Source organism: Streptomyces sp. NBC_00322, from assembly GCF_036147535.1.
GTDB lineage: Bacteria > Actinomycetota > Actinomycetes > Streptomycetales > Streptomycetaceae > Streptomyces.
The window spans coordinates 8,137,199-8,160,280 of sequence record NZ_CP108019.1 but is presented as its reverse complement, the minus strand read 5'-3'; the positions used below and the strand labels follow the sequence as shown (position 1 = coordinate 8,160,280).

Here is a 23,082-nt window from a genome sequence, read left to right as displayed (position 1 = left end):
ATACCACCTACGCACCCTGGCCCGCACACGCATCCCGGATAGTCTGAATGGCAGCTCGCGGCGGGATACGCCGCATCGATCCCTTCCGATGCTAGGGGGATTGGCCGTGCTGGTTTCAGGCAATGGCAGCCATGCTGTTGGCCGTTCCGGACACACGGCGGCGGCCGAAGTCTCCACCAGTCCGCGGCAGTTCCAGCGAGGCATCGCAGGCGTCCGCGCGATGGTCGACGTCGGGGTCGAGCACGGAGTGCCCGTACTCGCCTGCCTCGACGGCAGCGGCGTGGACCGGAACGCTCTCGCCGACGACACCGCACGTGTCCGAGCCTGGCAGGAGCTCGTCGTGGCTCGGAACCTGGTCCGCGCCACAGGCGATGCTCCCGGCTTGGGCCTTGAGGTCGGCAGCCGGATTCCGCTGCGCACGTACAGCGTGTGGGGCTTCGCACTCCTCGCCAGCCCGACGCTTCGCGAAGCGGCGGCTGTGGGACTGCGCTATCTGGACCTCACCTTCGCCATGGTCGGGATCCACCTTCAGGAAGACAGGGACGAGGTCCGCCTCGTCCTGGACGACAGGCTCGTGCCCCAGCCCGTCCGGCACTTCTTCGTCGAGCGGGAAATGGCCAACATCCGCACCATCCTGGACACCATTGTGGGCCGGCCCTTCACACCCCTCCGGCTGGACCTGCGCTTCCCACAACCTGAAGAGCCTTTACCGTACGAGGCGTTCGCCGACACGCCGATCGCCTTCGGGGCGCCGCGCAACGCGATCGTCACCCGCGCAGCGGCACTGGATCAGTCGCTGCCGCAGGCGGACAGGCACACAATGCGGGTATGCGAACGCGAGTGCGACATCCTGCTGGCCCGCCGCGCCGACACCGGATTCGCGGCGCGGGTACGGGAACTGCTCACGCAGTGGCCGGACGGGATCCCCGACATGGGTGTTGCCGCAGCCGAGCTGTACGTCTCCACCCGCACGCTGCACCGCCGTCTGGCTGTGGAAGGCACGACTTACCGGCGCCTGGTGGACGAAGCGCGGCACGCTCGGGCTGTCGAGATGCTGTCCACCCGCGGACTCGGAGTCGACCAGATCGCCGCACGGCTCGGCTACGCCGATGCGGCGACATTCATCCGCGCGTTCCGCCGGTGGACGGGCGCGACCCCCGGCGCTTACCGGACCAGCGTGCCCACCCGGCGCTTCTGATCATTTCAGGACGGCCTTCGGAGCGAAGCCCCGGAGACTGAAGGCGGCGGGGACCGGGCGGAATGGCGGGGCGGCATCAGGCCGACGTTCATGTGCCGGGGAGTCGCCCCGATGACCGGCAGCACGCGGCCTAATCTGCCAGAACTGACGCCTCATCACGAAAGGAACAGCTCGTGCCCTCTCGCCTCAACCCGTACATCGCCTTCGACGGCGACGCCCGGCAAGCCATGGAGTTCTACAAGGGAATTTTCGGCGGCACCCTGACGGTGAGCACATTCGGCGACTTCGGCCAGAAGGAAGCCGGAGACGCCGCCGACAAGATCATGCACAGCATGCTCGAGACGGACAGTGGCTTCACGCTCATGGCCGCCGACACCCCACCGGGGATGGAGTACAAGTACGGCAACAACATCTCCGTGAGCTTGAGCGGAGACAACGCCGCCGAACTGCGCGGCTACTGGGACAAGCTCTCCGGCGGCGGCACGGTGTCGGTCCCGCTGGAGAAGCAGATGTGGGGCGACGTCTTCGGCATGTGTACGGACCGCTTCGGCATCACCTGGCTCGTCAACATCAGCGAGCAGCAGGCCTGAACGGGCACCGACGCGTCGGCCTCCCCCGAGGCGGCCGGCGCGTCATTCGCACCGGCGGACTGGAGCTGCCGCCGCCAAGCTGCACAATCCCGCTTACCCGGCGATGACCGTGGTCACGACCCTGTGGACGGCTCCAGCCTCCGGCGGAGCGCCTTTCCGGTCGCCGAACAGCATGTGCACGGCCCCGATCAGCGTGGGAGCGAGCGTGTCGACATCGGCATCCGCCGCGATGCGGCCCAGTTCGCGCTCGGCGGTGAGGTACGAGACGATCATGGCGGCAGCCTCCGTCAGGACCGGGATGCCGGTGGGCGTGGTCTGGCGGAGCCGGCCGCGCAGGTCGTCCCGAGAGGTGACAAGGCCGACGATCGCCACCGCGACCGACCCGAACAGGTCCGTCAGGGCGCCGGTGAGGTTGTCCGCGACGGTGCCGGTCCCGGCGGAGTTGCGCAAGGCGGCGGCCTGGTTGTCGATCCGGCCTACGCGGTCGAGCACGAGCTCGGCGAGAAAGGCGTCGAAGTCGGCGAAGTGCCGGTGCAGGACTCCCTTCGCGCAGCCTGCCTCCGTGGTGACCGCCCGGCTGGTCAGCGCGCTCGGCCCGTCCCGGAGCAGGACACTCTCAGCGGCGCCGAAAAGCTGCTCGCGCGCGTCGTTGATGGCTACCCCTGTTGGCACCGTGCGTCCCTCCTCCCGGGGCCCGACCGGTTGACGAGTGGGCATGTGCCCACTAATAGTGGGCACATGCCCACTATACCGCCGGAGCCGGCGCCTCACTCCGAACACGAGCCTCATGAACGCCGACAGGTAGCGGAGTCGTTCGGCTCGGATGCCGAACGCTACGACCGGGCCCGGCCCCGCTATCCCGACGCCATGGTGGAGCGGATCGTCGCCGGCAGCCCCGGCCCCGACGTCCTCGATGTCGGCTGCGGTACCGGAATCGCCGCCCGGCAGTTCCGGGCGGCCGGCTGCAGGGTGCTCGGGGTGGAGCCCGACGCCCGGATGGCCGACCTGGCGCGGCAGCTCGGGGTCGAGGTTGACGTAACGACGTTTGAAGCCTGGGACCCGGCCGGCCGGGAGGTCGATGCGGTCGTCGCCGGCCAGGCCTGGCACTGGATCGACCCGGTTGCGGGAGCGGCCAAGGCCGCACAGGTGCTGCGGCCCGGCGGCCGACTGGCAGCGTTCTGGAACGTGTTCCAGCTTCCGCCCGACGTGGCGGAAACCCTCGCCACGGTCTACCGGCGGGCGATGCCCGACTCGCCGTTCAGCCTCCAGGCGATGACGAAGCAAGCCGTGGACGGGTACCAGGTGCTGTTCACCAAGGCCGCCGACGGAATCCGAGACGGGGGCGGGTTCAGCGACCCCGAGCAGTGGCGATTCGACTGGGAGTGGTCCTACACCCGGGGTGCGTGGCTGGACCAGATGCCCACCCTCGGAGCCCTCGCCCAGCTTCCGTCGGACAAGGTGGCGGAGGTGCTGGAGGGCGTCGGCGCCGCCATCGACGCTATGGGGGGCAGCTTCACGATGCGTTACGCGACGGTGGCGGTCACCGCGGTGCGAACCGGCCCCTCCTGACCCGGCCCACGTGCGAAGACGCCTCGAAGCATCGTGGGCTCGGGTAGCCGGAGACGCATTTTGATGCCCCGTTACCGGGGAATGGTGACCTGGACTCGGCCGCGGCCACCGGCGTCGACGCGGGCGTGGGCCTTGGCGATCTCGGCCAGTGGGTAGCGGTCGCCGATGTCGACGGTGAGAGCGCCGACGGCGGCTGCGGCGGTGAGGTCACGGGCGGCCTGCTGTTTCGCCTGGACGGGGAAGTCGTCGCTGCCGAGCAGGCGCAGGGTCACGTTGGCGAACAGCATCGGCCAGAACGGCAGTTGGGGCCGGTCCGCCCGGGTGGCATAGGCGGCGACAACCGCGTCGTCGGCCACCACCGCGGCGTCGAGGTCACCGTTGTCGGACAGTGCGACCTCGACGATGCGGTCCACGCCCCGCGGCGCGTGGGCGCGAATGGCCTTCGCCGGGTCGGCCTGATCGAGGGCCACGGCGTGGGACACCATGGAGGGATCGACGCTGTCCAGGTCCTTGCTGCGCACTACGGTGGCGAGCACCGTTGCTCCGCCCCAGCGGGCAAGCTGGGCGGCCAGCGAGCTGACGCCGCCGAGCACGCCGTGCACCAGCACGATCTTGCCGTCGACGGGGCCGTCGCCGAACACCGCCCGGTGGGCGGTGATCCCGGGGATCCCGAGGCCGGCACCGGTCTCGTCGCTGAGCTGCTCGGGCAGCACTACGGCCTGGTGGGCGGGGACCACGGTGTACTGGGCGGCGGTTCCGAACGGCCGGTAGGACTGTGCGCCGTACACCCACACCCGCTGCCCGGTGCGGCGTTCGTCGACACCCTCACCGACGGCGTCGACCACGCCGGCCGCGTCGCTGTGCGGAATCACCCGCGGGAAGGGCATGGCCGAGCCCAGCCAGCCACGCCGCTTCTTCGTATCGCCGGGATTGACGCCCGACACGGTGACGCGCACGCGTACCTCACCCGGGCCGGGCTGCGGGTCGGGAAGTTCGCCCACCTCCAGCACCTCGGCTGCCGGGCCTTGTCGGTCGTACCAGGACGCAAGCATGTGCAGACCTCCGCAGCCTCTCAGCCGACGCGCTCGTCGAGCGTCAGTGGATCATTTCCTGTGCGTGCGGCGCTCGGGCCGCGGTCCTCGTCGCCCAGGACCTCGCGCAGCCACGCGCGTTCGGCGCGGCTGGTGGCGCGGGCGGTGAGCATCATGCCGCGACGGTAGGGGTCGGTGACGTCCTCCGCGCGCAGCGGGCGGTCGCCCTCGTAGAAGAAGCTCGCAGGCGCTTCCAGGAACTCCAGCCGTCGGCACAGCACCGCGTGCTGGTCGGCGACCTCGGGGAGCCGGGAGAGGAACGCCAGGATCGTGAAGAACCGGCTGCTGTCGGTGATCTCGTGATCGGCGGGTCGACGCAGGCGCTTGAGCATCTCGGTGCGCCCCGCCTCGGTCAGGCTCAGCACGTACCGCGGTGCGCCGGCGCCCGGCTCGGTGCGCCGCTCCAGCAGACCCGCCTTCGTCAGGCGATTGATCGCCGGGTAGAGGCTGCCGTCGCTGACCGGCCGCGTGTGGCCGGACAACTGGGCGACGCGGCGGCGCAGTTCGTACCCGTGGAGCGGGCCGTCGGCGAGGAATCCCAGGATCGCGAGTTCCAGCATGGCGCCAGCTTCTCACATCGAAACGATGTATGCATCGAATCGATGTGAAGTTCCTGACGCGTCGGCGCGCGAGCAGCCAATGACATCCGGCACGATGGAACGGCCGACCGGGCCGTCACCACGACGTCGGCAGCGACAGCCCGGAATTCGGCATCGAGCACGAGCAGGAAGCCAGCGCCGCCGCTGCCGCGGCAAATGCGATCTAATGGGCTTGCGCACGCGGAGCAGACAGATTCCGATCATCACCGGTCGGCAGCTCCGCCTTGGTCCGCGCGGCCCTCAACTCCGGATGGTTGTACATGACTGCTGCCTCTCCCCACCTCGATCCTGCCCAGCCCATACAGAACACAGCAGGCTCGCCGACTGCACCGCAGCATCAGGGACTGTTCCTCCAGCCGCGCTACACCGTCGAACTGCCGCCACTGGACGAGGAGGAAGACGACTCCTATCCGGCTTCCCCCCTTCCCGCACACCGGCGGCGCGGAGCAACCCGCGGACGTTGACCGGCGCGCCCGGCCGACCGGGTCGTGAGGAACGATGCGAGCCGTGACACCGCTCGTAAGGTGACCTGCGTGATCGTTCGCAAGGGAGCAGTGAACGCAGTCGGCGGTTGGCGACCGGGCTATCCGGCTGCGGCTGCGGTGTTCGCCATCGGGATGGCCGGGACCACTCTGCCCACACCGCTGTACGGCCTCTACCAGGAACAGATCGGGTTCTCCGAGCTGATGGTGACCGTGGTCTTCGCGGTATACGCGGTCGCGGTCATCACCGTGCTGCTGGTGGCGGGAAACTACTCCGACGAGGTCGGCCGCAGACCGGTGCTCCTGTGCGCCATGGCTTTGTCGGCCGCGAGTGCGGGATGTTTCCTCCTGCAGAGCGGTCTGCCTCTGCTCTTCGCGGGGCGACTGCTGTCCGGCGGCGCGGCCGGTCTGTTGAGCGGTGCGGCGACAGCGGCCGTCATCGAGCTCGCCCCTCCCGGAAAGAAGGCGCGAGCCGGATTCGCCGCCACTGCGGCGAACATGGGTGGTCTGGGCTGCGGGCCACTGCTCTCCGGGCTGCTCGCCCAGTACGCGCCGTGGCCGCTGATGCTGCCCTTCTGGGTCCACCTGGGGCTGGTGGCTGTGGCCAGTGGCATCACCTGGTTCCTGCCGGAGACCGTGGCGGAACCGAAGCGATGGCCGCCTCTGAAGCCGCAGGGACTCAAGGTGCCTCCGGAGGTGAAGGGTGTCTTCGCACCTGCCGCGGTGGCGGCGTTCGCCGGCTTCGCGCTCCTCGGTCTGTTCACGGCGGTCGCGCCGAGCTTCGCCTCGCAGACGCTGGGCGTGCACAACCTGGCCGTTGCGGGCGGGCTGGCGTTCTCCGTGTTCCTGGCCTCGACCGTCGGGCAGTCCCTGACAGAACGGATCGGCACGCGCCTCGCACTCCCCGTGGGGTGCGGCATCCTCGTCGTGGGCCTGATGTTGGTGGCGTCGTCACTGATCGCCGAATCCCTGGTGCTTCTCGTCCTGGGCGCCCTGTGCGGCGGCAGCGGCCAGGGACTGGCCTTTCGCGCTGCACTCACCCTGGTCAGCGGCGCGGCCCCGGCACAGCAACGAGGCGGCACCATTTCGGCGTTCTTCGTCGTTGCCTACGCCGGGATCTCACTGCCGGTGGTCGGTGTCGGCGCCATGGCCACATGGATCGGGCTGCGCGAAGCCGGGCTGATTTTCACGGGTTGCGTGATGCTGCTGGCGGCGGGCGCGGGAACGTACGCCGCACTCCGGCCGCCGGCGGGGGCGTAATCCGGGCGCCCGGTGATATCCGCTCTGCACCGCCCGCCTGCCCGAAGGGGAGCCGCCGGAGAGGGAGTTGGAGGCCGCCTCGAGAACCGGTCACCTACCGCCGATGTGCACGGGTCTGAGGCAAGGGCGTACAGGTCCAGTGCGGTTGTGAAGCGTCTGAGCGCGCTGTCTGCGTCCTTGGCCGGCCTGCCGCGACATCGCGCCAGTGCCGCTCGCACCGTGCTGGGTACTGACGGGCCGACATTGTTAGTGGGCGATCAAGTCGGCGCAACTGCCACGTCTCCGCTGACGGACGCCCTTGATCACGTCCCACAACGCAGTGGTGGGCTCTGACCGCTCGGCTTCAGATCTCCCGTGACGCCTTCGTCCGTGCGCGACGCCTGGACTGCCCAGTGGAGACAAATGCCTTGAACGGGCCCTTGTCCCATCATCGAAACCCGATTAGGGTTCGGCAATGTCGAACATCGGTCGGTAGCACTCCCACTCCGCTCCCGCGGAACCGACCGTGAGCAGCGGTCGACTCAGCGTGGCCGGCCGCTGGTCACAGACCGCGCCTTCAGGAGGGCGCAATTCAACAGTCGCCGGTAACCCTGCCGGGCAAACCACCGGGAATCGCCATGCGAACCACCGTCTCGAATCCGTCCGCGGCACGGCGCCGTACCCACACACACCGCGTCCCGGCCTCTCGCCCAAAGCCGGGCAACGCTGTTTGCGTCTACGGTTTCACCGTGCTCGCGGTACCCGCGGAGGTCCCGGTCGCCCGAAAGAGGGCGACACGCGTCCTGCGGGACTGGGGGCTGCACGAGGACGGGTTGCACACGGCCTCGCTCGTGATCTCCGAGCTGGTCGGCAATGCCGCACGGCACGCCGTCCCGCAGTCGGCCAGGACCACGGTGACACTCACCAGAACCGGGACGACGCTGGCGCTGGCCGTGCATGACGACCACCCCTTCCTGCCGCTGCCGCAGCTCGAAGCCGATCCCGGACGCGACTGCGGGCGAGGCCTGATGATCGTCGACAGCCTCGCCCGCGAGGCCGGCGGCGCGTTGCACGTACGCTCGATGCACATGCGCGGCAAGGAAATCCAGGCGGTCTTCCCCGCCGCCGACTCCGCGGACAGCGTGGACCTCGCGGCATGCCTGGCCGCCGCCTGCCCGGTGATGCACTTTGAGCGCAAGAGGCCCAGCTGACCCAGTCCGCGCGGAGTTGGCGCTGAAGGCATGGCCGCACCTGCGCGCAACGGACGTGTGGTACCGATGAAAACGGCCTCCGCCCTCTTCGCCCGAGGGCGGAGCCGCGGGGCATCTTCCCAGGTCAGCCTCTGATGGCAGCGCATCCTGCCGCGCCTCCGTCGGCTCCGGACCCACGCATCTGCTCACCCGGCGGGCAGTCCGGGCAGCGCAGGCTGGGGGGTGCGTGGCCGGTGGGTGCGGGGCGACGATGGAGTAGCCCAGGCGATGGGCGACAAGGCGCGGGCCCGAGCCGTGGCAGGCAATGTGCGGCGGCGGGCGGAAGGAGTGCCTGCGATGAGTCCAACCGGATCCTTCGGGGACGACCTGGAACGGACTGGGTCTGCCTCCGTCGCGTCAGGCGGTCTGCTGGACGCGCTGGGCGTCGCCGCCGTCGTACTGGATGCCGAGGGCAGGATCGATCTCTGGAGCCCGCAGGCCGAGGACCTGTTCGGCTACAGCGCCGAGGAGGCCCTCGGCCAGTTCGCGGGCCCCTTGCTGGTCCATGAGGAGCAGATGGAGGTCGTACTGGGCGTGTTCGCCCGGGTCATTGAAGAGGGCGGCAGCTGGGCCGGCATCTTCCCCGTGCGGCACAAGGACGGCAGCACGCGGCTGGTGGAGTTCCGCAACATGCGGCTGCAGGACGACCAGGGGGACAACTACGCCCTGGGCCTGGCCGCGGATCAGGCAACGCTACGGCAGGTCGAACGGGATCTGGCACTGTCCGCCCGACTGGTGTCCCAGTCGCCGATCGGACTGGGTGTACTTGACACCGACCTTCGGTACGTCTCGGTCAACCCGGCGGAGGAACGGATGAACGGCGTACCTGCCGCCGAGCATGTGGGCCGGCACGTCCATGACGTGCTGCCCTTCTTGGACGAGTCCTTCGAAGCGACGATGCGCGAGGTTTTGACTACGGGCACCCCGGTCTCGGACCAGTACACCGTCGGCCGCACACCGGCCGACCCGGAGAACGAGCATGCGTGGTCGATCTCTTTCCACCGGCTCGAAGCGCCCAACGGGAAAGTGCTGGGGGTGGTGACCTCCAGCGTGGACGTCACCGAGCGGCACCGTGCCGTCCAGGAACAACGCCGCACCGTTCTCACCCTCCAGCGCAGCCTGCTGCCCCACCCGCCACCGCAACGGCCTGGGCTGGCTGTCGCCTCCCGGTACCAGCCCGCCCAGGCAGCCAGCGAGATCGGCGGCGACTGGTTCGACGTCATTGCGCTCGGCGGCGACAAGACCGCCCTCGTCGTCGGAGACGTCATGGGCAGCGGCGTCAGCGCCGCCGCCACCATGGGCCAGCTCCGCACTGCCACCCGCACCTTGGCCGGCCTCGACCTCGACCCCGCCCAAGTCCTCCAGCACCTCGACCACATCACCGAGGACCTGGACACCATCGCCACCTGCGTCTACGCCGTCTACGACCCCCACAGCGCACAGTGCCACGTCTCCCTCGCGGGGCACCTGCCGCCCGTCATCCTCCATCCGGACGGCAAACGCGAACTTCTGGACCTGCCCACCGGCGCACCGCTCGGCGGCTGCGGCGTAGCCTTCCGCACGACCTGCCTCGACGTCGTGTCGGGCGACCAACTCGTCCTCTACACCGATGGGCTGGTCGAGACCCGCGACCAGCCCATCGACGCACGCCTGGACACCCTCCTCGAATTCCTCGACGACCCCGATCGCTCGCTGGACGACACCTGCGACATGCTTCTGCGCTCCCTGCGCCACCCGGGAGATCACGACGATGTAGCCCTGCTCATCGCCCGGGCCAGGCCCTGTCCAGCAGGCGAGGAGACTCCTGCCTGACCTCGCCGACGGCAGCCGTTGCAGGAGCGGCGCCGGCGCGCGCGGACACCGGCCGGCAGGCATTCGTCCAAAAGGCGCGGCACACGAAGACGCCCGCCCGATCCCCGTCCGCGATCAGGATTCGTCACACACGGATCGACTTGCAGGCGATTTCGACTGACATTTGCCTTTCTGGCACAACTTGCATTCAACCGCTGCGCTGGGCGAGTTCAGCCGGAATGATGCGTTTGTAGGACAGGGTTGGATCCGGGCCGGGCAGTTGACGCCGGCGTCGGGCGCTCGGACTCCCGGAGTTCTGTGCTGGGCAGCGAACTATGAAGGCCGCCCCGGTACTGAGTCGCTTCCGCGCTTGTGGGTGTTCTCCTCTGACCCCGCCAGATCCGCTGCCCTGTTTCACCGCAGTCGACCACCGAGGGGCCACCACTCGTGGACTGATGCCCCGCCACCGGCGGATCCCCTCGGCGAGATCCAGTGAACGCGCCGGACCTATGCGTCCGGTGAGCACCCGAACCGGATTGAAGGAGAACCTTGGACACGGATCCCTTGACGACCCTGGCGATGACCGGCGCGCACACCATCGTCGCGGCGATGGCCACCAATGCGTGGGAGTCCGCCCAAGCCGCCGCGGCCCGGCTGTTTCATCGCCGCGGCCACCCGCTGGATGCCGTCGAGGCGCAGCTGCGCGGTGATGCCGCCCTTGTGGAGGAGGACGACGATGCAGACGGCGTCCGCCGGGAGTTGGTGGGGCCCTGGAGGCGGCGACTGGCGGCGCTCCTGCGCGAACACCCCGAGGCCGAAGACGACCTGAGAGCAATGGTGGAGGAGGTGTGCCATGAGCTCCCCCGGAGCCAGCAGAGTTGGGTGCAGGACAACACCGCCTGCGATGGCGGTCAGCTCTTCGCTGTCCAGGGCGGCGGCAGCATCCATGTGAGTCAGGTGTCCCCCTCGCAGTCGGGGGGATGCGCCCCCGGCGCCGGAGCGGACAGCGGCGGTGACCGGTGAACCAAGGAGCAATTCCCGGCGAGAGGCGCAACGTCACGGCGGACGCCGGCCGACAGCCGTCAGGTCCGGCCACAGGGTGCGGTGGTCGGCTGTGAACGTGTCTCCAGGGGCCGAGCACGGCGGCCCGCATCCGAGCATCGTGCCCGGTTCGAGTTACTCACAGACGAACAGAGCCGGCACGTCGTTCCTCGTGCAGCACGGCGACATGGAGGTCAACTACCGGGTCGCAGAACGGCCCCAGGAAACGGGTGACTGCCAGAACACGGAAGCTGGAGGCGCCGGCTCCCAGCCTCTCTTCACGAACGACTTTCTGCCGTGCCCTCCCAGCCGCACCGTCTTCACCGGCAGGAACCACGAACTGGCCGCGATCCGCGCAGAAGTGGACCGGTTGGAGCGGGAAAGGCACGGCGTAGCTGTCGTCGTGCTGTGGGGCATGGCAGGTGTGGGCAAGACCGCTCTCGCCCTGACCGCCGCGCACGAACTCAAAAGCCGTTTCCAGGGACCGAAGGAACTCCTCAACCTGCGCGGCTACTCCGACACCAGGCCCACGCCCACCGAGACTCTGGCTGCCCTCCTGGGCCAGGTGGCCAAAATCAGCGCAAGCCAGATACCGACCAGCCAAGTCGAACGGGCTAGGCTCTGGCGCAGCTGGACGTCAGGCCGGCAGACGCTGCTGGTACTCGACAACGTCCAGGACTGCGCCCACGTTGAGCAAGTACTGCCCGGTGACGGCAAGCACCTCCTCTTGGTCACCACACGTCACAGGACCGGGCTCCACCTCCTGGACGGCACCCCGCTGCACTTGGAGCCGCCACAGGCAGCCGACGCCATGCTCATGTTCCACCACGCAGCCGGCCAGGATGCCGATCACATCGAGCAGGATGCCTTGGCCGGTCTGCTCAAGCAGTGTGGGCATCTTCCGCTGGCCATCCGAATCCTGGCTGCGCGACTGCGCGGCAGCACCGCCGACCTCCACCGGATCCTGGCCGAGACCAGCCAGGCCGAGAGCCCTCTCCAAGGCCTCGACGACCTCTGCTCCTCGGAGAGCTTGGCCGTCTCCGCTCTCTTCGAGGCGTCCTACCGGCATCTGCCCAGGAACACACAGCGGGTCTTCAGGCTGCTGGGACTCCATCCGCTCGGCTCCGACTTCAGCGTCCGCGCCGCGGCCGCACTGGCCGGTCTGTCACCCATGCTCGTCGGCAGGAAGAAGGAGTCCTGCATCGGCACCCACCTCCAGCGCCTGTGCGACGCATCCCTCCTCGACATCGTCGCCCTGCCTTCAGCCCACCATGCCGATGTCAGGTACGCCATGCACGACTTGCTCGTTCCCTTTGCCAGGGGGAAGGTCCGCCCGACCACGACACACAAGGTGATCGACGAAATGTTGGGCCACTACTGGCGCACCGCCCTTGAGAGGTCCGCCAGCGCCGAGCCGTCGCTGACCCGCCACCTCCGCCCCCGCGTCGAACCGCACCAGCCCCCGCCGCGCCCCGGACTTACCCCAGGAAACACCACGACCGCTCCCGTCACCTCCTCGAGAACTGAGGCTCTGGAGTGGTACCAGCGGCACCGGACGCACCTGATGGCATGCCTCGACATCGCACGACTGGAGGACGAGGCCCGGCGCGAGGACAAGGAGTGGAGCGACTGTCTGGACCGCTGGACCATCCGACTCACCAGTGCGATGGCCGGCCCGCTGCGCAGCCACGGGCCCTGGGACCAGGCGGCCGAGCGACACGCTGCGGCGGCGGACGCGGCCCGGCGCCTCGGTGACCGGCCCGCGCTCGCGCTGGCCCTCAACGACCTGGGCATCACCAACCGACTGCGCCGCCTCCACGCCGACGCCCTCGAGGCACTGAGCGAGGCGGAGGACATCTTCCGTGGCGAGCTGCCGGACCACATCACGCCCGAGGACAAGAAGCTCGGACAGGCCAACGCCCTCAACGAGCAAGGCATCGTGCACAACGAGGAGGGGATCGCGCGCAACGACGAAGGCCTCTTCCGCCGCGCCGCAACCTTGCTCCAGCGGGCGCTGGCGCTCTACCACACCATCGGTGACGGCATCGGCTCCGCCAATGCCACCAAGAATCTCGCAGTCTCCCTCTTCCATGTCGGCTTGCTCCAACAGGACGCCCGACTCAGGGATACGGCGCTCGGCCACCTGGACAAGGCCGGGGATGGCTACAAGGACGTCGGCGACGAACTCGGAGTCGTAGAGGTGCTCAACCACAGGGGCATCCTGCTGGAGAAGGCAGGTGACCGTCATCAGGCTCTGGCCAACTTCAACGCGGTCCTCGAGCCCGCCGAGCAGGTGGGCAGCCGACTGGAGCTGGCGAAGGCATGGGACGGCATCAGCCGCTGTCGGGAGACGGTCGGCAGCACCTCTGACATGGTCGTGCACGCTCTGGAAACGGCCGCTGAGATCTACGCCGAGATCGGTGCCACCGCCGCGCGCCAACAGGTCGCGGCAAGGCTCATACGGTTCCGGCGCCACTGAGGCGCGCGACGGCTTTCCGCACGATTTCCTCGGGCGTGGCGGACGCGTCGACCGCCACGCCCGGCTCGTCGGGCTGCAACGGCTCCAACGCCTGGAACTGCGAGTCCAGAAGGGAGACCGGCATGAAGTGGTCGCTGCGAGCGGCGACCCGCTCCCCCACGAGTGCGCGCTCCACGGTCAGATGCAAGAACCACACCTGTGACCCGGCCTCGCACAGCGTGTCCCGGTAGTGGCGCTTCAGCGCCGAGCACGAGACGACCCCGCCCTCCCCTGCTCGGCTGCGGTCCCGGATCCAGCCCGCGATGGCCGTCAGCCAGGGGCGCCGATCGTCATCGTCGAGAGGCTGTCCCGCGGCCATCTTCGCGATGTTGGCGGGCGGATGGAAGTCATCGGCCTCCGCGTAGGAGACACCCAGCTTCTCGGCGAGCAGCCGACCGATCGTGCTTTTCCCGCAACCGGCCACCCCCATGACCACCACGACGCCTCGCGGACCACTGTCCCTGCCCATGCGTCACCCCTCGTAGCCGGACGGGCACAAGGGTAGCCAGTGCTCAGTGTCTTTGACGTGGTCCTTCAGAGGTCTGTGCAGATGCCTGTGTCCGCACCGCCGTCGAAGACGGCTCTGTACATCACAGGGGCGAAGAGCAATACCGTGCCGCAGAGGACGTTCGGCCCCAGGATCTGAACGCAGTTGACTCGGAGTGGGCCGTGGCTGTCGGCCCGGACGGCGAACCGGGGGCGCTGGTGTGACCAGCCGCAACCTCCAAGGAAGTTGCGTGCCCCACGTTCCAGCCGCTGATTGAACGCTGACTCTCTCAGGCCCGTTGACCTCGGTAACCGGTGCCCGCCTGCAGACCGGTCAGTGAGTGAGGTTCGCACATGCCAAGGGTCCTTCCGAAAGACACCGAGCGGCGCCTTCCGGCAGCCGGCTGCCCCGCAGCCTGGTCGGCCGACTGCGGTTCCGTCCAGCGAATCACGTACTGAGCGGTCGAGCCCATGGACTATTGCCTTCCCTGCCGCCGCGCCCTCAACGGCGCCGTGACGTGCCCGGAGTGCGGGGCATACGACTCCGACATGGCAACGCCGAGCGATCGGAGCGGCGGTGCTCGGGCAGCCGACCTGGCGTCGCTGGATGCCCTCGTCATCGAGGGACCGGGCTCTTTCGAGTCCCCCGACGTTTCCTGGTCGCCCGCTCCCTCAGCCGATGTGCCGGCAGCCCGGCGCCGCTGTCCGCCGCGACTGAAGAAGTACGGCGGTCGGACTCTTGCCGCGGCCACCTTCGCCATGCTCGGCGGCCTGGCCGCTGCATCGTTGCTGTCCCAGCACTCCGCCGGCCCCCCAGTAGCAGCGCCGAGCCCGGAACAGGCATCCTCCGACGAGCCCCACGTCCCCGACACCGAATCACCTGGAGCCTCACGTACACCGGAACGTCCGGCCACGCACCCGGCCAGAGGAGGTGCCCGGGACCGGAACAGTGATGCGACTCCGCGCCCTCGTCCGACGGCCACTCACCGGGAATCCCCGGCTGCCCGAACTCCCGCAGCCCCCACCGGTCCACCCGTGAAGGCCAGGCCGACGCCCCGTCCCTCCAGCGGCCGCCCCAGCCAATCGGCCTCGCCGAAGCCGACCCCTTCCGCAAGTCCTACCGGCAGTGCCAGCACCTCGCCCACGAGCAGTCCTGCGCCCAGCACCACAGGTGCGCCATGACCGACGCAGCACATCCACCGGACGCGTTTTCAGGGGTGCTGCAGACTCGGCTTTTCCTCCCGACCCGGCTCCGGGGCAGGAGGAGGTGTGAGCCTGGCAGACGCGACGTAGGAGACCACGACTGCGACGATCACCAACGGCATGACGGTGAGCCCCTGTGACCCGATCAGCAGTGTGGCGAGCAGGACGGAGACCAGCGGAAGTCTCAGCATCGCGACGCTCATCGCTCCGATGCCCATCGCGAACCCCGCGGTGAGGGACAGCCCCGGGACGTGGGAGAGCAGCATGCCGCCCGCCGCTCCCACGAACATAGCGGGAAAGATGGGGCCTCCCCGGAAACTGCTGAGCGATGCGCAGTAGGCCAGGCCCTTGCACAACACCAGCAGCAACAGCGTTCCCACCGAATACGCGGTGCTGTCCGAGAGAAGGGGAGCCATCGCCACCTGGCCGGAATACAACACGTCGGTCGCGGGCTTGTCCGTGCTCTCCGCATAGCCGATCGCCAGCCCCGCCACGACCAGCCCCAGGACCACCGTGGCCGGCACGCGCCGACGTTCGACGTGCGTCTTCAGGCGAACGGCAAGCCATCGGATTCCCACGCCCAGGAATGCGGCTGACAGGCCGACGACAAGCGCCCAGCCGAATTCAGCGGCTGTGGGGGTCGTGGCCGTCGGCACGTCCGGGATTGCCAGCGAGTAAGTGCCCAGGCCCGTCCAGGATCCCAGGCCGATGAAAATGAGCGCACCGATGCCCGCAGCGAGCAGCCCCGGCACCAACACCACGCCCAGCATCGGCCCGCCGAGCCCCGAGGCCTCCATCAGGAGGAACGCTCCCAGCAGTGGCGATCCCAGCAGCGAGCTGATGGCCGCGAAACTGCCCGCCGCTCCCATCACGGCGCTCGCTCGCTCCGGGAGGTCCCGCTTGACCAGGCGCGCGGCGCCTGCGGCCAGCCCGCCGCCGAGGGCGAGGAGAGGCGATTCCGGTCCGAGGACCGCACCGAAGGCAAGGGTCGCCAGGGCGGCGAAGAAGATCCCGGGAAGCTCGATGGGCTTGGGCGTGCCGGCAGCCTTGAACCCTCCTGTCGGTTCATGGCCTCCGTGTCCCGGCAGGTACTGCACGGCCAGCCCAGTGAGCAGTCCCCCGACGGCGAGCAACGGCAGCGGCCACCACGGTGGCGTTCCATGGAACCCCAGCGCCTTGGGCAGATCGGTATAGATCCACGGCTGGAGCTCGCCGACCAGCGCGAGGAATCCGAACGCCGCCGCTGACACCGGCGCTCCGACCAGTGCGGCCATCACCAGAAGCGCCAGATAGCTGCGGCTCCGGAGAAGTGTCATTGGATCCTGGGGTGACGCGTCCGCCGGTCCTGCCTTGGCGACGGGCATGCGCACTGCCTCCTCGCGATGCGGACCTGATGTGTGGTCTCACAGGTTGTTCCCAGCGAATGCCCCAATGCCCGCCACCTGCTTAGGGCGGCGCTTTTCCACCCTGGCACGCCGTCCTGACGCCGGCACTCCGGAGCCACCCAAGCGTGTAGCCCTGGCGTTGACCGGATTCTTCCGCGCCCGGAGACCTGCCCGCGTCGGCGGAGCCTGGGTCGGCTCACTGACTTTCTTCGGCGACCCGGACGGCGCCGAGGACGATCCGCGGAGAGCACCGGCCGGCATCGCCGCCGGGTAACCCGGCCAAGCCTGGCGCCGGGTCGGCGCGTAGTCCCCGACAGCAGGCATCGCTCCACCTACACCGGGCCCGGGACCCGGTGTAGGTGGAGCGGCTTCGCCTGACCTAGCGGGCGAGCGACCCGTTCTGGGCTTCGGACGCGGACTGCCACGCCTGCATGCCCGCTCGGGACGCCTCCTTGGCCTGCCGCCACTTCATGGCCGCCTGCTGGGCCGGGGGCACGTCCAGGTCGCGAATCATGCGCCGACCTGCCGTGAACACAGCGAAGGCCGCGATGGCCATGCCGGTGCACGCGACCATGGCTCCGGCTGCGGTGAGCACGGCACCGGTCGTGACGAGCCGGGTGTCGATCTCGAACGTCCCCTGGGACTGGTGGTGGTGATGGTTCATGACTCCACCATCCAACGGGGGGAACCACCTCGCATCCCGGCCAACGGCTTCAGGACGCCGTACCACCCAAGTGGTCGTACGTGTAGCCGTGGTGTCACGCGAGGAGGCAATCGGGTCCGGCGGCGATGTGCCGACGATCGGCGTGGTGCCGAGGTGCCAGGCTCCGGAATGGCATCATCGGCCCCCGACGAGGCTGGTCTGAGCGACACCGTGAGCGCGGCCTGCGGCTGCCGGGGTCCGGCGCTAGGGTCTTCACGCTCTGCTCGGCGACCACCCGGCCACCGCCCACCGAGTCGTTGTCCGTACTCGCGCACGTCGTCGCGGACAGCATCGGCATCCCCAGGCCGCCCGGGACAGCAGATGCCGCACGCCATGCGGATTCGCATCCCCGGCCCACTCCGCGATCGTCCAGCAGTTCTTGCGCGGCAGGTCCACCGGCAATCCCAGCACCAATCGCCCAGCCCGCCGCCGAGGTTCGACCCGTGAGGACCGGCCCGCGCGGCTGGAGGACGAGACGGCGCCGGAGCCGGCTCAGGGAGCCATCGTTTTCGCAGGTCATGGACGTGCTCTCGCCGGTGGTCGCCGAGCGCGCTAGCGTCGAAGAATCGGCAAGGTCCGACAGCGGGCAGGGGTGGCGATTCCATGACCGTTCTGTGGGGAGTCTCCTTCGACGCCACTCCGATTTCCGGCGTGGTGGTGGAGTTCGTGAAGACCGCGCTGGCGTTCCGGGATCAGGGCTATCGCGCGTATCTCGACCTCGGTTACGACATCAAGGCTGACAAGAATTCTTTCTTCAGGCCATACACCGACGAAGCCGCGCTGCTCCCGGACTGGGTCCGACTCGACCGGATCGACGGCATCGACGAGATCCCGGGCTACGACCAATCGTTCGTTGCCGCCGTCTTGCACGAGTACATTCACGACGGCCTGGGCGAGCAACTACTGCCGCGGGTGGACGCCGTCGCCGAGGTGCTGGGTCAGCGGATCGTGGAGCACTGGCAGCGCCTCGACGTGACCTTCGTGATGGTCGAAAACGGCACTCTGCCGGAGAACATCGTGTACACGAAGGCGCTCTACCGGGCCATCGAGCACTACGGGCGGCGGAAGAAGCTGGGCCGCTTCGTACTGTGGCGGGACCACGATCTGATGTGGCAGAGCGAACCGGGAATCAAGAAGTACGGTGATTTTCCGTACTCGCGCACTGTGGCGCCCGTGAACTCACCACACATCTACTATGTCGTGCCGCACGAGGAGGCACGGCGTAAGACTCTTGAGTGGATTCCAGGCTTGGAGAACATCGGTGTCTTCCCCAACAGCTTCACGCACGTGCCAGCAGTCGTTGACCAGTGCAACGCCGGTTTTCGCCACGAGCACGGAATCCCAGAAGATGCCGTGCTCATCGCCCGTTGTACCAGGATCATCCCGCAGAAGCGGATCGACCGGGACATACACCTGGTGGCCAAGCTCTCGGACCTCGCGGACGTCTATCTCTTCGTTGCCGGCGACACCTCAGAATCGCCGGAGGAGCACGCGAGCCTTATCCGTCTCGCCGAGACGCTCGGAGTGCGCGATCGGGTGGTTTTCGGCGGTTGGCTCGCGCCGCACGAAGCCCATGTCGGATGCCCGTCCGGGCGCGGATACTCGGTGCGGGACTTGCTTGCCCACGCCAACGTGATGTCGTTCCTCACCTCCTATGACTACGAAAGCTATGGGAACCCGATAGGGGAGGCGATCGCCTCGCGCGTCCCCTACATCACCAGTCGCTACGCACTGTACGACACGGTGTACGGCGACAAGGGCTTCCGCGCCCCCGTCATGGAACTCACCACAAATGATCTGCCCACTCAGTCATTTGTTGACAGTGTGGCCGAGTTGGTACTGGACGAGCAGAAGAGCGAGGAGACGGCGGAGTTCAACTACCGGCTCGGCAAGGACCAGTTCGATACCTCCCGTGTCGATGAGGTGCTGGCCCAGCTTCTCCCGGCCCCGATGGACGAGCGGACACGACTCAGCGTCGTACTGCCGGTGTACAACGAAGCGGACAATCTGCCTGCCGTGCTGAGCTCACTCCACGAACAGCGTGGGGCATATGGGCCGCTCGACAAGACGCTGTACGAGATTGTGCTGGTGGACAACAACTCCACCGACGACACAGTGAAGATCGCGCACCGATTCGCCGCCGACCACCCCGATCTGGCGATCCACGTCGTCCCGGAACACGAGCAGGGCGTCGCCTGCGCACGGAAGAAGGGCATGGACTTCGCGTCGGTGCGCAGCAGAAGACGCGGGCGCCGCGCCGCCGAGGAGAGGTTCTACCTCGTCTCGGCCGACGCCGACTGCCAGGTGGATGAGTATTGGTTGTGGGAGCTGTTCACCGCCATGGAGTCGAGCAAGGCCGCCATCGGTGTCTGCAACTACTATTACGCCGCCGAGCACTTCACCCGCCGGCCACGGCTGTGGACAGCCATCCAGCGCACGCTGCGCTGCCGCGCCGTGACGTTCGGGCTGTTCGGTGGCTTCCCGGACGGCAAAGGATTTGCGGTCGATAGGGACGCCTACGAGAAGGTCGGCGGTATCGAGATCCTCTACCAACTGCAGGATGGGTGTCTCGTGAACCACCTTTCCGACGATTGGGACTTCGGGATTCTGGTTCGCAACTCCGGGGAGGACATCACCTATGTTCCCGCGTCTCGAGTTCAAATCAATCCGCGGAGGGTCAACCACGCCATCGATGAGGTGATCACCGGTCGGGCCTACGGATCTGACGGGATCATCGTCATGCGGGACATCCGGGTACAGGACGCAACGCTGGACCGCGAAGGAGATCTCACTGAGGACGAAGCGCAACAAGCGTGGGATTTCTCCGTCAAAGACTTCACGCCGAAGAACACCATCCTCCCGGTACTGCTGACCCCCTCCCTTCTCGACAACGACGCAGTCATCCAGTTCTTCGGACCCTCTCTCGCCCATCGACTCGCGCACCGGATCGCGGAGATCAAGAACGAAATGCGGCTGATTGACTTCGCCGCGATCCACTCCTACAAGACCCCGTCCTACCGGTTGTACTTCGAGTTCGCCGACGAGCTGTTCGCCAGGCTGCGCGCCACTGTGGGTGAGGACATCGGCTATCCACCACCGCTGCCGGCCTGCCTGCGCGAGGTGCCGCCCGAGCGGTTCTCCGAGTTTGTCAGGTACTTCTGCGAGGACAGGGAATCCGGCGAGGCACACAACTACTTCGGAAATGGAGGGGTGTTCTGATGAGCCTGAGCAATGGACAGGAGGTGGCCTCTCTGTACGAGGTTGATCCGCGATATCCGGTGCCTTCGGTGCTGGAGGTGCTGGCTGCCCCAGCGAATCGACACCTGCTCGAATACGTGACGGAGGATCCCTTCGGCGCCCACGTGTTCCCTGGCAACATCCCGGACTATTCACCGTCGGACTTCCTGACCGACCTCAACCGGCAACTCGCCTCGACTGCGCCTTTCCACCTGTGGTGTTACATCCCCACCTGCGCGTACCGGTGCCGGTTCTGCCAGTACCCAGTGGTGTTGATCAAGGGAAGGCCGGATGCTAGCGAACGCAAGGCCAGCCAATGGGTCGACTGGAACATCCGAGAAGCTGAAATGTGGCTGCGTGAGGTACCCCATCTGGGGTCAGCGCCGATCGGCGAGTTCAACGTCTTCGGCGGCACTCCATCGTTGCTCCCACCGCGCGCCATCAGCCGATTGATCCGCTTCTATCGCGAGAATTTCAACTTCACGCCGGACACGGCCATCCGCTTCGAGGGGGATCCGAGCACCTTCACCGTCGAGAAATTGGAACTGCTGGCCGAACTGGGCTGCACCAAACTGTCCAGCGGGGTGCAGTCGTTCGACGACCTGGTGCTCCAGCAGTGTGGCCGCGAGCACACCGCGCAGATGTGTGTGGACTTCATTGGCAACGCACAACGCGTCGGCTTCGAGTGGATCAGCATCGACCTCATGTACGGGCTGCTTGACCAGAGCGTCGACAGCGTCCGCCGGGACCTCGACATAGTCGCTGAGCACGATCTGACGGCCGTGGTGTGCGCCAAGCTGCATCTGAGGTCCTACAGCGACACCAGAACCGGAGTGTCCGGGGAGAAGCCTGCGGCCTGGCAGCTGCCCGCCTACCGGAGCAAGCTGGCCGAAACCGGCCATCGCTGGCCATCCCTCGGGGAGCAGTACCAGATGCGCGAGGTCCTCACCGAGGGCCTGACCCGCGGAGGCTTCCGTGAGCACCCCACTATGTACTTCGCGCGAGATGGCCTCGGCCCGGAAAAGTGGAAGTCCATCATGGTCGACCAAGACAAGCAGGAGGCCGAAGTCGCGATCGGACTGGGTGGTAGTTCCAGTTGCCGGACGTCGGAGGCGATCGCCAATGTGAATCCGAAGACGTACTCCGCCGCGTTGGAGGCCGGCCGACTTCCGCTGGAGTCGGCGACACGGTTCTCCGAAGACGCTCAAGAGGCCAGGTCGATCAAGATGGCGCTATCGACGCTACAGCCACTGCGAGACGAGCTTCACCAGCGCCGTTTCAGCGGACGGTCCCTGCTGGATGAGCCGTGGCGGCACATATTTCGTTCGCTGGAGGAACGCGGCCTGACTGCCGTGGACGACAGGGCCAAAGAGATCAACATGACGCCGGAGGGCAAAGTCCTGATCGAGGCGATCATCAACACCGAGCTCTGACGTTCTGGCCCCCGGCCGAGTTGAACCGGACAGGGCGTCACTTTGCCGAGGCCTGCCGTGGCAGCAATCAACCGTCGACCATGATTCTCAGTGCGCTGGCCAGAGCCCGGTCTTCACTACTTGTATGTGGGGCGTGGCGGGTGGCATTCCGGCGGATCTGCATGTCCGTGCTCAGCAGCGCCGGGGGCTCGGCTCAGCCAGGCCGCGTGTGCCTCCTGCGCGACACCGAGCAGCCGGTCGCGCAGCGCCTCCCGGGTCGTCCCGTACGTTTTCACCGCATGGCAGTTCGGACACAGGGCAATCATCTGCTCGGGGTCGTCCCGGCCACCCTTGGCGATGTCGTGGATGTGGTCAACCTCCAGGATCGGCCGGCCAGAGTCCTTCACATCGCTTGGCGCACCCTCGCATCCCGGGTTTTCGCAGGCGCCCTCGCAGCGCGTCAGCACAGCATCCCGGGCCTTGGCACGGCGGACCGGAGCGGTGACCGTATGTGCCGCCCGCACCCCATGTGTGTCGTGTTCGGTCGCAGCGAGCTCGGCGCACAGCCGCGTGTAGCGGAACGCAGGGTCGGCGGCGAGTACTGCCCGGCCGCCGGTTGGGAAGGACGACGAAGAGTGGCCCTCCGGCGCTCCGAACGCGCTGAAGTACTCCGCCGCTTCCTTATCCAACCGCGAGAGCGTCGCCTGGCCGGCCATCAGCTGCTCGCGTACGCCCTCGGGCAGATCGTAGAGTGCCAGGGGCGCGTTGGCGGTGAGCCAGCTGACGTTGTGACGCCGGGCCAGACGCTTCTCGCCCTCGGCGTCGTAATAGTGAGGGCCCTCCACGATGCCGACGTGTACGGGCTGCCCCTGCTTCGCAGTCACTACCACGTCCCCGGTATCCATGACGGACGCGAACCGGTAGAGGGCACCAGCCACATGGGCAATGCGCCCCTGCGGCCCGCCGGGCATCGCCGCGGCGACGATCTCCCGCGCCTCCGCCCGTGACGCATCGGTCGGTACCTCGGGGACCTCCCACCAAGACACAGAACAGAATCCGTCCTTCAACCAGTACCGCACCAGGCTCTCGCTCAAGTCACCGTCGTAGCCGCGGATCAGCCAGCAGCGGCAGGCAGTATCAGTTGTCGTCTCATGTGCCACAGGAGCCATGAACGCCAGGCTAACGGCCCCGGCCAGGACAGGCTGCGGCCTGCGGGTAGGGCAGAGCCCGGTGTTCGGGCTGCTTCAGGCCCAGCCCCTTCGTCTGCTCTGCATCCACGACCGAGTCA

Annotated in this window: 17 protein-coding genes and 1 pseudogene; 10 read left to right on the top strand and 8 right to left on the bottom strand. The window is 67.8% G+C overall.

Annotated elements, in window-relative coordinates:
- Positions 1-106: 106 nt before the first annotated feature.
- A complete protein-coding gene (locus tag OG905_RS37200) occupies positions 107-1,198 on the top strand; it encodes an AraC family transcriptional regulator (protein WP_328681469.1) in 1,092 nt (363 codons plus the stop codon).
- A 173-nt stretch (positions 1,199-1,371) separates the two neighbouring features.
- Positions 1,372-1,788 (top strand): VOC family protein, encoded by a 417-nt coding sequence (locus OG905_RS37195; RefSeq protein ID WP_328681468.1) that lies wholly within the window; start codon positions 1,372-1,374, stop codon positions 1,786-1,788.
- A 93-nt stretch (positions 1,789-1,881) separates the two neighbouring features.
- On the opposite strand, the gene OG905_RS37190 is transcribed toward OG905_RS37195, so the two are convergent.
- Positions 1,882-2,460 carry a TetR/AcrR family transcriptional regulator gene (locus OG905_RS37190; protein ID WP_328681467.1) on the bottom strand — a complete coding sequence of 193 codons (579 nt, stop codon included), beginning with the start codon at positions 2,458-2,460 and terminating at the stop codon, positions 1,882-1,884.
- Between the two features lie 66 nt (positions 2,461-2,526).
- Here OG905_RS37190 and OG905_RS37185 point away from each other — a divergent pair, with 66 nt between their 5' ends.
- Entirely contained in the window at positions 2,527-3,357 is an 831-nt protein-coding gene (locus OG905_RS37185) for a class I SAM-dependent methyltransferase (protein ID WP_328681466.1), read from the top strand.
- A gap of 71 nt (positions 3,358-3,428) precedes the next feature.
- On the opposite strand, the gene OG905_RS37180 is transcribed toward OG905_RS37185, so the two are convergent.
- Together OG905_RS37180 and OG905_RS37175 are read right to left on the bottom strand one after the other, a co-directional pair.
- A complete protein-coding gene (locus OG905_RS37180) occupies positions 3,429-4,409 on the bottom strand; it encodes an NADPH:quinone reductase (protein ID WP_328681465.1) in 981 nt (326 codons plus the stop codon).
- Between the two features lie 20 nt (positions 4,410-4,429).
- Positions 4,430-5,008, bottom strand: a complete 579-nt coding sequence (locus OG905_RS37175; RefSeq protein WP_328681464.1) for a PadR family transcriptional regulator — start codon at positions 5,006-5,008, stop codon at positions 4,430-4,432.
- 572 nt (positions 5,009-5,580) lie between these two features.
- Between OG905_RS37175 and OG905_RS37170 the strand changes: the two genes are divergently transcribed.
- From OG905_RS37170 to OG905_RS37150, 5 genes are all read left to right on the top strand, one after another.
- Positions 5,581-6,789 carry an MFS transporter gene (locus tag OG905_RS37170; RefSeq protein WP_328681463.1) on the top strand — a complete coding sequence of 403 codons (1,209 nt, stop codon included), beginning with the start codon at positions 5,581-5,583 and terminating at the stop codon, positions 6,787-6,789.
- Positions 6,790-7,517: 728 nt separating this feature from the next.
- Entirely contained in the window at positions 7,518-7,979 is a 462-nt protein-coding gene (locus OG905_RS37165; RefSeq protein WP_328681462.1) for an ATP-binding protein, read from the top strand.
- Between the two features lie 336 nt (positions 7,980-8,315).
- Positions 8,316-9,830, top strand: coding sequence for a SpoIIE family protein phosphatase (locus OG905_RS37160; RefSeq protein WP_328681461.1), 1,515 nt, complete (start codon positions 8,316-8,318; stop codon positions 9,828-9,830).
- Positions 9,831-10,358: 528 nt separating this feature from the next.
- Entirely contained in the window at positions 10,359-10,832 is a 474-nt protein-coding gene (locus OG905_RS37155; RefSeq protein WP_328681460.1) for a hypothetical protein, read from the top strand.
- A gap of 91 nt (positions 10,833-10,923) precedes the next feature.
- On the top strand, positions 10,924-13,329 hold the full coding sequence (locus OG905_RS37150) for an NB-ARC domain-containing protein (protein ID WP_328681459.1): 2,406 nt from the start codon (positions 10,924-10,926) through the stop codon (positions 13,327-13,329).
- On the opposite strand, the gene OG905_RS37145 is transcribed toward OG905_RS37150, so the two are convergent.
- The 4 genes and pseudogenes from OG905_RS37145 to OG905_RS37130 form a co-directional block, all read right to left on the bottom strand.
- Positions 13,307-13,837 carry a gluconokinase gene (locus tag OG905_RS37145; RefSeq protein ID WP_328681458.1) on the bottom strand — a complete coding sequence of 177 codons (531 nt, stop codon included), beginning with the start codon at positions 13,835-13,837 and terminating at the stop codon, positions 13,307-13,309. The two genes, OG905_RS37150 and OG905_RS37145, sit on opposite strands and share 23 nt — an antisense overlap.
- Before the next feature lie 1,228 nt (positions 13,838-15,065).
- Positions 15,066-16,421, bottom strand: a complete 1,356-nt coding sequence (locus tag OG905_RS37140; protein ID WP_443044038.1) for a chloride channel protein — start codon at positions 16,419-16,421, stop codon at positions 15,066-15,068.
- 400 nt (positions 16,422-16,821) lie between these two features.
- Complete coding sequence (locus tag OG905_RS37135) at positions 16,822-17,106, bottom strand: hypothetical protein (protein WP_328681456.1); 285 nt, start codon at positions 17,104-17,106, stop codon at positions 16,822-16,824.
- Between the two features lie 302 nt (positions 17,107-17,408).
- Positions 17,409-17,559: pseudogene (locus OG905_RS37130) on the bottom strand (IS701 family transposase); the annotation flags it as partial.
- A 189-nt stretch (positions 17,560-17,748) separates the two neighbouring features.
- Here OG905_RS37130 and OG905_RS37125 point away from each other — a divergent pair.
- Both OG905_RS37125 and OG905_RS37120 read left to right on the top strand, forming a co-directional pair.
- Positions 17,749-20,364, top strand: a complete 2,616-nt coding sequence (locus OG905_RS37125; protein WP_328681455.1) for a glycosyltransferase — start codon at positions 17,749-17,751, stop codon at positions 20,362-20,364.
- A complete protein-coding gene (locus tag OG905_RS37120) occupies positions 20,364-21,815 on the top strand; it encodes a radical SAM protein (protein ID WP_328681454.1) in 1,452 nt (483 codons plus the stop codon). Before OG905_RS37125 ends, OG905_RS37120 begins: the two co-directional genes overlap by 1 nt.
- Positions 21,816-21,931: 116 nt before the next feature.
- On the opposite strand, the gene OG905_RS37115 is transcribed toward OG905_RS37120, so the two are convergent.
- Positions 21,932-22,963, bottom strand: a complete 1,032-nt coding sequence (locus OG905_RS37115; protein WP_328681453.1) for an HNH endonuclease — start codon at positions 22,961-22,963, stop codon at positions 21,932-21,934.
- Positions 22,964-23,082: the final 119 nt, after the last annotated feature.